Raw genomic sequence first — 15,390 nt, forward strand, 5'->3', positions numbered from 1 at the left:
TTGATTTCATGTCATTGCGAGACGATGATTTTCCGTCGAAGCAATCTCATACATAGTGGAGACTGCTTCGCAAAAAACGCTCGCAGCGACATCAGATGAGTTCAATCTTTGTATCCCAGACATCCCCATCCGTCCAGTTCGCTTTCACCCATTTTGCCACAGTTTGCAGCGCAGATTGTAAAAAGGCGTGGTCATTTCCCACCATCGCGCAGACAATGACGGCTTCGTCCCATTTGTCGTGCAAGTCCATCTCCGCCACAGAGACGTTGAACTCACGCCGCAAACGCGAGATAAGCGGTTTGATCTGTCCGCGTTTGTCTTTGAGCGAGTTGCAGAGCGGGAGGTGGAGGTGAATGGTGAGGGTGACAAGCATATCAATTTTCGACTTGCGGTTTACGATTTTCGATTTACAATCCCAAGCATGGACATAGAAACCCGATACAACCAAGCCCTTGACTACCTGTATTCCTTCGTGGATTATAGCCTGAAACATTCGTCCGAACTGGCCAAGGCGGACTTCAACCTCGACCGCATGTTCGCGTTGATGGAGTCGCTGGGCGAGCCGCAGACGAAATACCCCATCATCCACGTGGCGGGGACGAAGGGCAAGGGGTCCGTCTCGGCGTTATGTGCGGCGGGATTGCAGGCAGCGGGGTATACGGTCGGTCTTTATACCTCTCCGCACCTGTTGGATTATACGGAACGGATTCAGATCAACGGCGAACCGATCTTGCATGAGCAGCTGGTGGAATTGGTCGACGAGATCAAACCGCATGTGGCGAAGATTGAGAAGCTGACCACCTTTGAAATCACAACTGCGCTGGCGTTCATGGCGTTTGCCAAATATGGCGCGAATGCCGCGGTCTTTGAAGTCGGCTTGGGCGGCAGGCTGGATGCAACCAACGTCGTCACGCCAAAGGTTTCGGTCATCACGTCGCTTTCGTACGACCACACCGCAGTACTTGGAAATACACTTGCATTGATCGCAGGAGAGAAGGCGGGCATCATCAAGCAAGGCGTGCCCGTGGTCTCTGCTCCGCAAAAGGATGAAGCGCTCGAGGTTGTGATTCGTGCAGCCAAATTAAAAAAATGCGAGTTTACGCTGGTTGGAAAAGATGTAAAGTTTGAGTTCATGGAATCATCTTTGGATGGGCAAACATTGACCGTGGAAAGCGGGCGGTCCACGGTCCGCGGTCCACGGTCTTCGGTCAAAATACGAATTCCATTACTTGGCTCATACCAGATCGAAAACGCGGCAGCGGCGTATGCGGCGTTGAAGGCAAGCAGGATTCCAATTACGGATGAACAGATCCAAAAGGGATTTTCTCAGGTACAATGGCGCGCGCGCTTTGAAGTGGCCCGCCTCGACCCTCCGCTGGTATTTGACTCTGCCCATAATCAGGATTCGTTCGAGAAGCTGTCTGATACGCTCGATACGTACTTCCCAGACAAGTCCGTCTATCTCATTTTCGGCGCATCAGAGGATAAGAATATTCCCGGCATGTTTGCGGCGATGAAAGCAAAGATAAAGAAACTCATCGTCACGCGCGCCGACCATCCGCGGGCTTTGAGCGTGGAACATATTCAGGGTCTCGCGGAGCAGGCTGGGGTGGAGTCAGAAGCGCTGGTTCCCGTCAAGGATGCGCTGCGGCGGGCGTTGGATTTGTCCTCGAAAGATGGTAGCATTGTGTTATCCGCCGGCTCGATGTTCGTGACCGCGGAAGTCATGCAGGAATGGAAGTTATTGAATGAGTCAACCGAATTGGAATGAACAGGAAGATAATTTTGACCTGACGCTCTCACAGCGGACCGAGGAACTGTATCGCATCCCGAGCCTGGAGCCAAAAGCGGACGGCTTGATCGAGGCGGCAGTTCTGCCCCTGCGTGACATGGTCATTTTTCCGCGCATGGTCTCACCGATCTTTGTCGGGCGGGAGGCCTCCCTGCTGGCAGTGCATGAAGCACAGCGAAAAGAACAAACGGTGATCGGCTTGACGCAAAGGGACCCCGAAGTGGATGACCCGAATGCGGAGGATTTCCTTCCGATCGGTGTCGAGATGGCGGTGGGGCGTTTGTTGAGCATGCCGGACGGGTCACGCTCGGCGCTGGTGCAGGGACGCCGGCGGGTTGAGATCGTTGAATTCATGCGGTTGAAGCCGTACATCAAAGTGCGCGCGCGGGTGATCCATGAACCGCAAACGGCTGACCGGCAGACACAGGCCATGATGCGTTCTGTGCTGAGTCTGTTCGAGCGCTGCGTGCAATTGGACCGCTCGATTCCCGAGGAGGCGCATTTGTTTGCGTTGAACATTTCCGAACCGGGCTGGCTGTCGGACATGATCTCCACGTCGCTTTCATTGACCTATGAGGCCAAGCTGCGCCTGCTCTTGATCCTTGACCCCAAGGCGCGTCTGGGTCAGTTGAATAATTTACTGGCTCAGGAAGTGGATGTGCTTGAACTCGAGGATGAAATTCACGCGCGTGTGCAGAATGAGGTCGATAAGAGCCAGCGCGAGTTTTATTTGCGCGAGCAGATGAAACAGATCCAAAATGAACTGGGCGAGGGCGATATCTTTACACGCGATGCCTCGGAATTGAAGAAAAAAGTGGAGGCGGCGGGTCTTCCGGAAGAGGCGAAGAATGTTGCGATGAAGGAATTGGAGCGTCTCAATCAAATGCCGCCGATGGCGCCTGAAGTGGGCATCATCCGCACCTACATTGATTGGATCGTTGACCTGCCGTGGAACAATTCCACGCCCGATAACCTCGATGTACGGAATGCCGCAAAAACTCTTGAGCGTGATCATTACGGTTTGAAAAAAGCCAAGGAAAGGATTTTGGAATATATCGCCGTGCGTTCCTTGAAACCCAAAAAGGAACGTCAGCCGATTTTATGTTTCGTCGGTCCGCCCGGTGTGGGGAAAACCTCGCTGGGGCGCTCGATAGCTGATGCGCTCGGGCGCAAGTTCGTGCGCATCTCGCTCGGCGGCGTGCGAGATGAAGCCGAGATCCGTGGACATCGTCGTACGTACATCGGCGCATTGCCCGGGCGAATCATCCAGACGATGAAACGGGCTGGGACGTCCAATCCGCTCTTCATGCTGGATGAAATTGACAAGCTGTATTCAGACTTTCGCGGCGATCCCGCCTCGGCGATGCTTGAGGTGCTGGACCCGGAACAGAACTACGCCTTTAGCGACCACTACCTTGAAATGCCGTTTGACCTTTCCAAGGTCATGTTTGTGACGACAGCCAATTCGCTGGCCTCCATCCCTGCGCCATTGCTTGACCGTATGGAAGTGATCGAGTTCCCCGGCTACATCGAAGAGGAAAAGATCGAGATCACCAACCGCTATCTCATTCCGCGCCAGATCGAAGAAAATGGCATCGAAGAACTGGGAATCGAGTTTGAAATCCCCGCGTTGCAGAGAATCATCCGCGAGTATACGTATGAGGCGGGCGTGCGTAATTTGGAGCGTGAGATCGGACGCGTCTGCCGCAAGGTGGCGCGTCTCAAAGCGGAAGGGAAGAAGTATCCGACTTCGATCGCGCCCGAAATGACCGAGAAATTGCTTGGTCCTGCACAGGTCTTTCCGCCCGAAGCCGAACGGACGGATGAAGTCGGTGTCGCCACCAGCCTCGCATGGACGGAAAACGGAGGCGAGATCATGGCGGTGGAAGTTGCCGTCCTCGAAGGCAAGGGCGGCACGCAGATGACCGGCCAAATGGGCGAGGTGATGCAGGAGTCCGCTCACGCCGCGTTGACCTACATCAAATCCCGTGCCGAGAAATTGAAGATTGATATGGAAGTCTTCGAACGCATGGATATTCATATCCATATGCCCGAAGGCGGCATCCCGAAGGATGGGCCCTCAGCCGGAATCACGATGGCGACAGCGATCATTTCCGCTCTGACAGGACGCCCTACGTTTCGCCACGTTGGGATGACAGGCGAGATCACCCTGCGCGGACGGGTGCTACCCATCGGCGGTGTTCGTGAAAAAGTCCTGGCCGCGCATCGCGCCGGACTGAAAACGGTCATCCTGCCCGAGAAGAATCTCAAAGATTTGGTGGACCTGCCGAAAACAGCCAAATCCGAGTTGAAGATCATCCCCGTCAAACACATGGACGAAGTGCTGGAGATCGCGGTTGGCAAGCAGGCGGTGGTCAAGCCGCCGAAACCGAAGAAGCAGAACAAGGAAGAGACGCAGGAGGAGGAGTAGTCCTCGGTCATTCCATGAGATGAAAAAACGCAAAACACAATAGTCATTGTTGTGTTTTGCGTTTTTGGTTTTACAATTGTCCTGCGATGAACCTCTTTCCCGTTTCCCTCGAAAACAGGGTTGTCATCATCACCGGCGCATCCTCCGGTTTTGGCGAGGATGCCGCGCTACTCTTTGCAAAGGAGGGGTGCAAGGTGGTGCTGGCCGCGCGCCGTATAGACCGCCTGCAATATCTTGCCGCAAAAATACAGGATGCGGGTGGCGAAGCCATCGCCATTCCGGTGGACATTGTAAATCCCGCCGATGTGGATATTATGCTGAAATCAGCGCTCGATCTATACGGGCAGATCGACATTCTCTTCAATAATGCCGGCATCGGCCGGGTGGCATGGTTTGAGGAACATTCCGCTGAACGCGATATTGAAATGCTTATCAGGGTTAATCTCATCAGCCTGATGCAGGTCACACGCTCGGTGCTTCCGCACATGCTGAAACGCCGCGGGGGACATATCATCAACATGATCTCGGTCGCAGGCCTTATCTCACCGCCGTTGATTGCGAGTTATTCTGCGAGTAAGTATGGCGTGCGCGCCTTCACCGATGCGCTGCGCCGCGAAGTTGCGCCGTTTGGCATCAAAGTCAGCGGCATGTATCCCGGCCCTGCCTCCACCGAGTTTGGCTGGCACATTGGAAAAAACAAAGCCTATGGCTCCTTTCGAAAAAAGATTAATATACGAATGACATCCGAGTATGTCGCCCGCCGTGTGGTGGATGTTGCCAAACGTCCGCGCCGCAGCCTGGTCATTCCGTGGTGGTTCCGCATCATCACCACGTTCGATATGCTTTTTCCCGTTGCTGTTGACTGGATATCTTATATATTTTCAAGAATCAAACACAAATCGGATTAGGAGACTCGCGTGATTAAATCCCGTCTTGCCAAGCTTGCCGCCTCCCTGCGGACCTCGGATCTGGATGCTGTTATTCTGAATCCGGGTCCCACGCTGAAATATCTCAGCGGGCTGAACTTCCATCTCATGGAACGCCCCGTCGTTTTATTCGTCGCGGCTGATAAAGATCCGGTGCTTGTTTTGCCTGAACTTGAATTACCCAAGGTGGATTTATTTCCATATAAGGTGAAAGCCTTTCCCTATGGCGAAAATCCGTCGGAGTGGAATGATGCTTTTCGGAAGGCGGCGCAGACCCTCCGTCTGGATGGGAGGCGCATTGGAGTCGAGCCGCGTCAACTGCGCCTGCTGGAATTCCGTCACGTAAAAGCGGGCGCTCCCGAAGCGGAATATCCCGATGCAACCGATGTGCTTTCGGAACTGCGTCTCAAAAAAGACAAAGCCGAAGTGGCTGCGATGCGCAGGGCGGTGAAGATCGCGCAGGCGGCGCTGGAGGCGGTCATCCCGCAGATCAAAATCGGGATGACCGAACATGAATTGGCTTCCGAGTTGGTGATGCAATTGTTGAAGCACGGCTCTGAGTCGGAGATGCCCTTTGCGCCAATAGTCTCCGCGGGACCAAATTCGGCAAATCCACATGCCTCTCCCACCGACCGAAAATTACAGGCAGGCGATCTTCTAGTCGTGGATTGGGGTGCCACTTACGAAGGTTACATCTCCGACCTGACGCGCACCTTTGCAGTGGGCGAGGTGGATGAAGAATATAAAAAGATCCATGCCATCGTACAGGAATCCAATGCTGCCGGTCAGGCTGCCGCCAGGCCCGGAGTTCCCTGCGCAGATGTGGATCAAGCTGCACGCAAAGTGATCGAGAAAGCAGGCTATGGAAAATATTTCCCCCATCGCACTGGCCACGGCATTGGCATGGAGGGACACGAGACTCCTTATATACGCGGCGATAACATGCAAATCCTCGAGCCTGGCATGGCCTTCACCGTGGAACCCGGCATTTACCTGACGGGCCGCAATGGCGTGCGCATTGAAGATAACATGGTGATTACCAAGGATGGTGCGGAGAGTTTATCCGACATGCCGAGAGAGATACGGGTGGTGGGGTGATGCGGCTTCGCGATTTTGATGAAAGGCATGGGAAGACAATATTGATCGGGGTGGTGTTATTAGTTTGGGGAATGATCATCCTATCTATTCGCTACCTTGGGCATCTTGAAACCTGGAATCTGTGGCATATTCCGGCAAACAAAAGGTTGTTCCTTGACTTTCGTCTTATCCCTGGTGCTGCCGAGACATTTCAAGCAGGGATGGATCCTGCTGTTTCAAATCCTTATGATCCCTCATTACGTCTTTTTAATTACCCTAGAATTTGGTACTGGTTGTTCAATTTGAATATTACACAGGACGATACAATATGGATCAGCATCATTTTGATCATCCTGTTTTTTCTAATACTCTTTATTTTTCCTGAAAAGATTCGAGTGCGGGATGTGCCACTTTTTCTGCTTTTTATTTTCTCACCCGCCTGTGTGCTCTTGTATGAAAGAGGCAATGTGGACCTTGCTTTCTTTACTTTGGCCGGATTGACTGTTCTGAGCGTGAAACGCCTGCCTGTAATTTCTGCCGTCGTTCTGCTAGTTGCCTCATTCTTCAAATTATTTCCGTTTTTTGGATTGGCTGTGTTTCTTCACGAGAATAAAAAAAGATTTTACGCCTTTTTCATCGCGGTGACAGCAGTCTTTCTTACATACCTGTTTTTCAACATCGAAAGCCTGAAAGCTGCCTGGCTATTGACAGAACGTGGAATTAATCATTCGTACGGGGTGAATATTATCTTTTACCTTCTCAACAATGGACTGCGTTCATTCTTGCCCGTGTTTTTTACAGTTTTTCAGGCTATACCTATAATGAGGTTCGCGCCGCATGTAACTGCTTTTATTGTATTGACCTGGGTTTTTGTTGCAGCGATAAGGCATAAGGGAGAGTTTCCAGTTGAATCCGAAAGGAATTTGGCTGCGTTTCGGCTCGGCGCTGCCATATATGTGGGCACATTTTTACTCGGCAACAATTGGAATTATCGTTTGGCGTTTTTACTGTTCACGATCCCGCAAATTTCTCATTGGTTTTTTGCATCCAAGGGAAAAAACCTCTTGTTTTATTCAACATTGCTTATCCTAATGCTTGCCACATGTTGGTATACCATGGTCTTTGATTATAGCTTCTTGTTGTTTGGCGCGAAGAGCAAAACAACTTTGTATATATTCGATGAAACCATGAACTGGGGTGTATTTGCCGGGCTGGCATACCTTTTGATTGCCTCATCCCCGTCGTGGTTTCGTGCTCTTTCACTCAATCCATTTTCCAGGAATTCCGAATGAGCGGGATAGTTTCGACGTATCTCAACCTAATGGACTCCCAGCGCGAATCCATCCTCTCCCTGCTGGATGGCTTGGGCTACGAACAACTCTGGCAGAGACCTGTGCCAAAGGACTGGAGCATCGGCGAGATCCTTGACCACAATTACCTGTTGATGGCATCCTCCTATCCCGTAGTGAAGTGGATTTGGAAGCTGGGTGCATGGTATGGACGCCTGCGCCGCAGCCGTCCCTATGCAACCGAAATCGAAGATGTGTACCGCGACCCAAAATTTCCGCACTGGGTCGGCTTCCTGTGGACGCCGCGCTTTCACACCCGCAAACCTGTCACGCTCGAGCAGCTCAAAACAGAATTGCGCGATCTGCATGCCCGTATTCGTCAATTCTACGAAGGCAAGGATGAAGATGTGCTCGGCAACCTGTATCTTTTTGATCCTGTATTCGGCTGGGTTAATTTGATCATCACCCTGCGCATCGGCATTTATCATGACCAGTTGCATTTCGACGATGTCTTAAAACAGTCCGCCGAATTTAAGTAATGGATTTTGTCATTTCACCTGCTCAACCTGAACATGCCGGTAGCTTGACCGAAATTACCATCGCGGCGAAGCGTTATTGGAACTACCCGCAACGGTGGATCGAATTGTGGATTCCCGTACTCACGATGGATCGAATTGTGGATTCCCGTACTCACGATCACACCTGATTACATTGCATCTCACGAGACATGGACAGTATTTATTGGAAATGAAGCGGCCGCTTATTACTCGTTCGCCGAAAACAACGAAGGCCTGTGGCTCGACAACCTATGGGTTCTGCCTAAATTCATGGGGCTGGGAATTGGAACATCCCTCTTCCGCCATGCACTTGAAAAGGCAGGAGAGCACAACGCGTCCATCTTGAAGATCGAAGCCGACCCGCATGCCAAGGGTTTCTATGAGAAAATGGGCGCGCGGAAAGCAGGCGAACATCACGGCGGCGTGGACGGTCTGCCGCGCATTTTACCTGTTATGGAGATAAATCTGTGACCACCTACTGCGATTACTGCAACTCCCACCCCGAAGATATCTTCAATAAAAATTATCACGACACACAATACGGATTCCCGTTGAAGAGCGACGATGAATTATTCGAGCGCCTTGTGTTGGAGATCAATCAGGCGGGGCTTTCATGGATCACCATCCTGAAGAAAGCGGATAATTTTCGCAAGGCGTACGACAGGTTCAAGATCGAAAAAATCGCCAAATACACCGAGAAAGACCGCGCCCGTCTACTGACGGATGCGGGCATCATTCGTAACCGATTGAAGATCAACGCGGCGATCATCAATGCGCAGAAAATCCTCGAACTTAAGAAGGATTACGGCTCTTTCAAAGGCTGGCTTGATGTTAATCACCCGTCCACAAAAGATGAGTGGACAAAGCTATTCAAGCAAACCTTTGTTTTCACGGGCGGCGAGATCGTGAACGAATTCCTCATGTCCACGGGGTATCTGCACGGCGCGCATACCAAAGATTGTCCCATTTACAATAAGGTGGCGGCGCAAAAGCCTGCATGGATGCGAAAATAAACCAGGGAGGATGCCTTTGTGAAGAATTTCAAGGCAAAGCGGAGTGGGCAAAGTGCTGGTCCCCTCTTATACTTGGGGAAATGAAACCGACCTTCGCCATTGCCGGAAAACTCACGCGCGAATACCTCCTGCCTCCATCAGGCAATCCGCGGCTTGATGCTCCCGGTGGCAGTCTGTTGTATGCCGCAGGCGGGCTTGCCGTATGGGATTCATCCATTGGGCTGGTTGCGCGAATTAACGAAGAATACCCGCGTGAGTGGCTCAATGACCTTGAAGGGCGCGGCTTTGACATTGGCGGCATCCGCATCCACCGTGAAGCACAGCCACTTGATCTCCGCAGTTTTATTGCATACACCGACAAAAACGAACGCACCGCCTCCAGCGCAGTTTCACATTTTGCGCGCCGCCAGTTGACCTTCCCAAAATCACTGCTTGGCTATCAACCTCTGGATGACTCGTATAGGAATCCGCAGGAGACAGACCCGGTCTCGCCTGCGGCGCTGGATGTGCCAAAGGATTTTCGGGATGCCGGTTTTGTGCATCTTTGTCCCTTTGACTTTACAAGCCAGAGTCAAATGGTCAGTCTCTTCAAAAACGCTTCCAACCAGACCGTCTGCCTGGACCCGGCCCCGAGTTACATGAAACCCTCCCTCTGGCGCGACCTGCGAGTCGTCCTGCAAGGCGTTACCGCCTTCCATCCATCTGAAGAGGAGATGCGCACCCTCTTTTGGGGCGAGACCAATGACTTGTGGGAGATGGCGCGCCACGTCAGCGGATATGGACCGCAGGTCATTGTCGTCAAACGCGGCGCGCTTGGTCAATTGCTCTATGATGCGGCGGGAGATCATCGTTATGAAATTCCCGCCTATCCCTCGCGGATGGCAGACCCGACCGGGGCAGGTGACGCATTCTGCGGAGGCTTCCTGGCCGGCTTTCAGCGGACGATTGACCCGCTCATGGCGGTATTGCATGGAAATGTTTCCGCTTCCCTGAAAATAGAAGGGAGTGGTCCGTTCTATCCGTTGGATGTCATGCCCGGACTTGCCGAAGCGCGCCTGCATTCCTTAAAGGAAATGGCGCGGAAAGTATAGTGTTTCATGTTTCACATAGTACGGATTTATCCATGACCCTCACCGACCGACTCCTCAACCTTGCGATGCAAATCCAGCAAATCCCTGCACCGACGTTCCACGAGGGGCCGCGCGGTGAGTTCGTGCGCAACCTTTTCCTAAAGGAGAAACTTGGAGATGTTTCAATGGATCCTTTGGGGAATGTCCTCGCACGATTGCCCGGGAAACAGAGGAAGGCAAAAGCGTTGGTGATATCCGCCCATTTGGACACCGTGTTCCCTGCGGGCATCAATTTGCCGATCAGGAAGGAAGCGGGGCGCATCGCTGCGCCGGGAATAGGCGATAATTCCCTTGGCGTCGCCTCGTTGTTTGGGATCCTCTGGTCATTGCGGGGAAGAGAACTTGACTTGAAGCATGATATCTGGTTTGTGGCAAATGTCGGGGAAGAGGGCCTAGGCGACCTGTGCGGAATGCGCGGGGTGGTGGAGCATTTTGGCGCGGACGTGCTTGGCTATCTTGTGCTGGAGGGGCTTGCGCTTGGACATGTCTATCACCGCGCGATTGGCGTAAAGCGTTATCGCATTACCTCAAAAACAGCGGGCGGACATTCCTGGTCGGATTACGGCCAGCCCTCGGCGGTGCATGAACTTGCTTCGTTGGTGACGCAATTGACCGCCATGCGGTTGCCGCGCCAGCCGCGCACGACGATGAACGTTGGTACGATTGTTGGAGGTACGGGGGTCAATGTGGTGGCGTCTGAAGCAAAATGCGAATTGGATTTGCGCTCGGAGGATCCGCACACGCTTGCGAAACTGGTAAACCAGGTGGAAGGTGTCCTGACCCATGCCAGCCGTGAAGACGTGAAGTTCACCGCGGATGTAATTGGGGAACGGCCGGCGGGTGAGATCCCCGCCGACCATGCGCTTGTGGAGCTGGCAGTCACTTGCATGGCGGAACAAGGGTTGAATGCGATCCTGACGGCAGGCTCAACGGATGCAAATATTCCCCTGAGTCAAAATATCCCTGCTGTTGTGATGGGAATTACAACCGGCGGCGGCGCACATACGGTGGATGAATATATTAATACAGAGCCGATTGCAAAGGGTGTGGAGGCGGTTACAGGTTTTGTCGTGGGATTACTTTAATCCCAGAACCTCAAATACTTCAATCGGCTGGGTTTTCCCCTTTAAAGTCATATTCGCATGGAGTTTGGCTTCCACTTGTTTTTTCACGCGGTCGTACGCTTCGCGGCTGATCAGGATCTGGTTCTTCAGTGAATTTTCCTGAATGCGCTTGGCGATGTTCACGCTGTCGCTGATGGCGGTGTATTCCAGCCGTTTTTCGGTGCCGATCAACCCCAGCACTGCGTCACCGTAATGGATGCCGGCGCCGAAGGCGAGATGCGCGTTTTCAGGCAGTTCGCGGTACAGGCCTTCCACTGATTCTCGGATGGCCAGCGCGGTCTTCACAGCACGCAGGGTGTGGTCATTTTGCAGGACGGGCGCATTGAACCAGGCCATGATGGCGTCGCCCATGAATTTGTCGATTGTGCCTTCCTGTGCGAGCACCGCCTCCGCCATTGCGGCGAGGTACCGGTTGAGGATGCTTACCAATTTTTCCGGCGGCAGGCTTTCGCTGTAGGTGGTGAAACCGCGGATGTCTGCGAACAACACGGTGATGTCCACACGTTTACCGCCGAGCTGCAGACTGTTCGGGTCCAGTTGTTCGATGACAGCCGGGGAGACCATGCGCTCGAAGAGACGCCTCTGCGCCTCCAGCTTCTTTCGTTCTGTGAGGTCGTCGAGGACAATTGCCACACCCTGGGTTTTCTGTCCGGCGTCCTTGAGTGGGGCGAGATTTAAACGCCAGTTCACCCATCCGCGTTTTGGCAGGTTATGGCTGATTTCAAGGTCAACGATGGGTTTGTCGGTTTTTCGGATCTCCATCAGATGCGGTTCAAGTTCGCTCGAAACGGAGGCAAGCGCCTCGTTAAGATGATGACCGATAATGTCCTCCGATGCGGCGCCGAGGATATTTTCCGCGGCGCGATTCGCGAGGGTGACCTGATTCTGAACATCTGCAGTAATCACACCGCTGGCAATGGATGCAAAGACGTTGCCCATCAGGTTCTTGAGCGCGGTCACTTCTTCGAGGGTGTGTTTCAGGGAGGAGAACAGGCGCGCATTTTCGATGGCAACCGCGGCCTGGTTTGCGAACGCGGCGAGCAAATCCCTTTCGCTTTCTGCGAAGAGGCCCGTGCGGATGCGGTTATCGGCATAGATCACGCCGATGATTTCATTTTTTACTTTGAGCGGCACGCATAAAATGGAGCGCAGGTTAAATGCGACGATACTTTCCTGGCCAACAAAACGCTGGTCCTCCTGTGCGTTGGTGGTGACGATGGCTTCGCCTGTCTCGATCACGCGCTGCACAACCGTGCGGCTGACGTTCTTCTCCGTTGACTCGATGGATGCCATTTCCCAGTTGCGCCCCATGCGGATGGTCATTTCACCGTTTTCATCGCGCAGCATGAGGAAGCCGCGCTCCGCTTTTGTGAGACGCACAATGTTGTCCATCACGATGCGCAGAACTTCATCGAGTTCTAGTGATGAATTGATCACCCGCCCCACATCTGCAAGGGCGAGCATGTTGCTGTGCTCTTTTTGAAAGGCTTCGATCTTTTCGCCGATTTGTCCCAGGGTGGTCTGCAAACCGCGCAGGTCGTCAGCAATATTCTTTGGGAGTTTTAGCTTGCTGGCTTCCAATTCGGTGCGGATGCGGCCTGCCCGGTCACTGAGGGCAAGGAGTTGGTCATGCACGGTTGTGGGGCGGGTGTGGTCGGAAGTCATAAAGAATGCCAATGGAAGACTTGGAAATATTTCCTGTTTTTTCTAATTGTATCCTAAGATGAAGATTTTTAAACGGGCATATATGGCTTGATACAGGATGTTCCGTGCCGCGCGGCGGGCAAGAGGCACATCGCCTCCATGCGGGCTGAACAAGGCGGATTGATGTTCGCGCAACAGGGTTTGAATGGACGGCGCGGCGGCAGGGATGAGCTTCTGCAAAATGACGGCGCGTTCCGCGGCGGTCACGTGAATGGACTGTGGTTTTCCCATCCAGCGCAGGCTGGCGTTGATGCTGTGGAAATATTTTTCAGTGGGAAGAAGCGCTGTCCAAAGATACCACCGGTCCAGCCATGCGGGAGCTTCCCAGCCGTTGCGTTCCACCATGGATTTCAGGATGACCGCTGTTTGAACGTTTGGAATGTAACGCTTCTTGAGGAGGATGGCGAGGAGGACAAGGATAAATCCTCCGGCAAGGATGCTGAGCTGGAAAATTAGCCGGTTTGATATGGTTTTATTAGGACTTTCCAACTGGACCGGTACTTGAGGTTTTTCCTGTTCAAGGGCTTCAAATTCCAGTGGCGTATTGATTTGATCCGGGGGAAAAGCAGGTTGTTCCTCGCGCTCCTGCGGACGTTGAACAGGCTCCTGGTTTCCAGTCGGCTCAAATTCGATCCACCCATACCCCGGGAAATATACTTCAGGCCAGGCGTGCGCATCGCGTTCGCGCACTGTGTAAAACGTGTTTTGCAAATTTGCCTCCCCTTGTGCAAAGCCGACTGCCAGCCGCGCCGGCACACCAACCGCGCGAAGCATTAATACCCCGGCACTGGCGTAGTAGTTGCAAAAACCCTGTTTGCCCTCGAATAAAAAATACTCCAACCTGTCCATGCTGTCTTCCGGGAAGGAGATGACGGGGCTATACTCGATTTCAGAGCGCAGATAATTTGTAATTGCATCGGCTGTATCATATGGATTGTCATGGGTGGCGGCAAGCTCCAATGCAAGCGCCTGGATGCGCGGGGAGAAATCCTCCGGCAATTGCAGATATTTATCCGTTACCCATGCAGGATAGTCATCCCCTGCTTTGCGCAATTCAAAGACGGTCGGGTTGGCAAGCAGGGCCTTCGAGTGATAGGTTTCCCCAGCTTCAAGATACGGCGACGCCTGTACCGTCACAATATCCATGATCTCAGCCTCTTCCTTCTCGGATGGGATTTTCGTATGAACAATGTTGGCTCGATGGCTTACCCAGACGGGTTGGGCCGCCGTGTAAAGGATGGCTTGTCCTTTAATGTATACGTTATAGGTAAAACTCACGTTTTTCCTGTTTTCCGTATCCGGGATCTCAAACTCACCGTCTTGAGGCTCATGGTTTTTGCCATACACCTCCGAAGTCAGCCAGCGGCCTTCTTCAAAACGGTCATAGATCCGCCCGCGCCAATACAATCGTGGATACTCCTGTGCGGCGGCCGGCGCATAAACAAGGAATGTCACAGATTCGCTCTGCGAGATGCGCGTGCCAAGCGGCAGTTCATTTCGATAGTAATCGCGGGACGGCAGGTTATCCTTTTTTACGGATGCGAACAGGTCTTCAAAGCGTTCATTTCCCGAGGACCAGTTTGCGGATATTCTTTGCCACATCTTCCTTGCCTGCAGGTGTACGGGGAGGGTGACTGGAACCAGCCACACCAGCAGGAGCAAAATCGCCGTGCAGACCATGATGGCGTTGTTGAAATCCATGCCGCTTTCCACGGAAATCTGTACGCGATTTTCCCGCCATTTTTTTCGGTCCACCAGGTATTTTTGACGCCCCAACAGGAGCAGTGCCGTGAACAGGTAAGCTCCAAACAGCCAGGTGTAATCCCTGGGCGTGTAATGGTTCAGGTAAATAAGGAACATCAGGATGCCGCTCGGTAGGATGGCAGCAAGGCCATGTGCATGGCGCGTCAATTGATACCCGCTGATCAGGCTGGCAAAGCAGTAGGGGATGCTTAACAACGCCACAAAAAATAATGGATCCTTGACCGGCCTGCCCGAAGCGAATTCGCTTAACCCCAGCAATAATCTGCCGGCCAGGATCAACAGTTTGTCCCCCAGATACGCTTCTTCCTCCGCAAATTTTATAAAGCCGAGCCATTGCCAGATAAAAATAACAAGCAGGTATCCAATGGATAGAAGGACAACGCCTCGTTTTTGGAAAAGGCTTTGCCCCAGGGCCAGTCCGACGATCAGACCCAGCAAAGCCACATTGCGGATGTGCTCGAGCCCATCTGTCCAGCTCGTGGATTGTAACCGCCATGCCGAAAACAGGATGGCCAGGAACAGAAAAACAGCGGAGGGAAAGTCCCACCAGCGTGGAGATGATTTTTCCATTCATTGAGTGTAC

13 protein-coding genes are annotated in these 15,390 nt (G+C 52.8%); 10 read left to right on the forward strand and 3 right to left on the reverse strand.

All coding sequences use genetic code 11. From position 1 onward, the window contains the following. Positions 1 to 91: 91 nt before the first annotated feature. A complete protein-coding gene (locus QY332_07600; protein ID WKZ37797.1) occupies positions 92 to 373 on the reverse strand; it encodes a DUF503 domain-containing protein in 282 nt (93 codons plus the stop codon). 48 nt (positions 374 to 421) lie between these two features. Between QY332_07600 and QY332_07605 the strand changes: the two genes are divergently transcribed. The 10 genes from QY332_07605 to QY332_07650 all read left to right on the forward strand — a co-directional run bounded on the left by QY332_07605 (position 422) and on the right by QY332_07650 (position 11,300). Then, complete coding sequence (locus QY332_07605) at positions 422 to 1,771, forward strand: folylpolyglutamate synthase/dihydrofolate synthase family protein (protein ID WKZ37798.1); 1,350 nt, start codon at positions 422 to 424, stop codon at positions 1,769 to 1,771. Further along, the gene (gene lon / locus QY332_07610; GenBank protein ID WKZ37799.1) at positions 1,749 to 4,223 is read left to right on the forward strand and encodes an endopeptidase La; all 2,475 of its coding nucleotides are present in this window, start codon (positions 1,749 to 1,751) and stop codon (positions 4,221 to 4,223) included. The genes QY332_07605 and lon overlap by 23 nt, the downstream gene beginning before the upstream one ends. 86 nt (positions 4,224 to 4,309) lie before the next feature. Next, entirely contained in the window at positions 4,310 to 5,131 is an 822-nt protein-coding gene (locus QY332_07615) for an SDR family NAD(P)-dependent oxidoreductase (GenBank protein WKZ37800.1), read from the forward strand. Positions 5,132 to 5,140: 9 nt separating this feature from the next. Next, positions 5,141 to 6,247: a Xaa-Pro peptidase family protein gene (locus tag QY332_07620; GenBank protein WKZ37801.1), complete on the forward strand. Its 1,107-nt coding sequence runs from the start codon at positions 5,141 to 5,143 to the stop codon at positions 6,245 to 6,247. Beyond that, entirely contained in the window at positions 6,247 to 7,518 is a 1,272-nt protein-coding gene (locus QY332_07625; protein ID WKZ37802.1) for a hypothetical protein, read from the forward strand. Before QY332_07620 ends, QY332_07625 begins: the two co-directional genes overlap by 1 nt. Further along, the gene (locus tag QY332_07630) at positions 7,515 to 8,054 is read left to right on the forward strand and encodes a DinB family protein (protein WKZ37803.1); all 540 of its coding nucleotides are present in this window, start codon (positions 7,515 to 7,517) and stop codon (positions 8,052 to 8,054) included. The genes QY332_07625 and QY332_07630 overlap by 4 nt, the downstream gene beginning before the upstream one ends. Before the next feature lie 135 nt (positions 8,055 to 8,189). Next, complete coding sequence (locus QY332_07635; GenBank protein WKZ37804.1) at positions 8,190 to 8,543, forward strand: GNAT family N-acetyltransferase; 354 nt, start codon at positions 8,190 to 8,192, stop codon at positions 8,541 to 8,543. Then, positions 8,540 to 9,085, forward strand: coding sequence for a DNA-3-methyladenine glycosylase I (locus QY332_07640; protein ID WKZ37805.1), 546 nt, complete (start codon positions 8,540 to 8,542; stop codon positions 9,083 to 9,085). The genes QY332_07635 and QY332_07640 overlap by 4 nt, the downstream gene beginning before the upstream one ends. Before the next feature lie 80 nt (positions 9,086 to 9,165). Next, complete coding sequence (locus tag QY332_07645; protein ID WKZ37806.1) at positions 9,166 to 10,176, forward strand: carbohydrate kinase family protein; 1,011 nt, start codon at positions 9,166 to 9,168, stop codon at positions 10,174 to 10,176. Between the two features lie 32 nt (positions 10,177 to 10,208). After that, positions 10,209 to 11,300 carry a M20/M25/M40 family metallo-hydrolase gene (locus QY332_07650; GenBank protein ID WKZ37807.1) on the forward strand — a complete coding sequence of 364 codons (1,092 nt, stop codon included), beginning with the start codon at positions 10,209 to 10,211 and terminating at the stop codon, positions 11,298 to 11,300. Here QY332_07650 and QY332_07655 read toward each other — a convergent pair. Both QY332_07655 and QY332_07660 read right to left on the reverse strand, forming a co-directional pair. Beyond that, positions 11,292 to 13,004: an adenylate/guanylate cyclase domain-containing protein gene (locus tag QY332_07655; protein WKZ37808.1), complete on the reverse strand. Its 1,713-nt coding sequence runs from the start codon at positions 13,002 to 13,004 to the stop codon at positions 11,292 to 11,294. The genes QY332_07650 and QY332_07655 overlap by 9 nt on opposite strands. 42 nt (positions 13,005 to 13,046) lie before the next feature. Further along, positions 13,047 to 15,377 carry a transglutaminase-like domain-containing protein gene (locus tag QY332_07660; GenBank protein WKZ37809.1) on the reverse strand — a complete coding sequence of 777 codons (2,331 nt, stop codon included), beginning with the start codon at positions 15,375 to 15,377 and terminating at the stop codon, positions 13,047 to 13,049. Positions 15,378 to 15,390 lie beyond the last annotated feature (13 nt).

This window comes from Anaerolineales bacterium (genome assembly GCA_030583885.1).
GTDB lineage: Bacteria > Chloroflexota > Anaerolineae > Anaerolineales > Villigracilaceae > Villigracilis.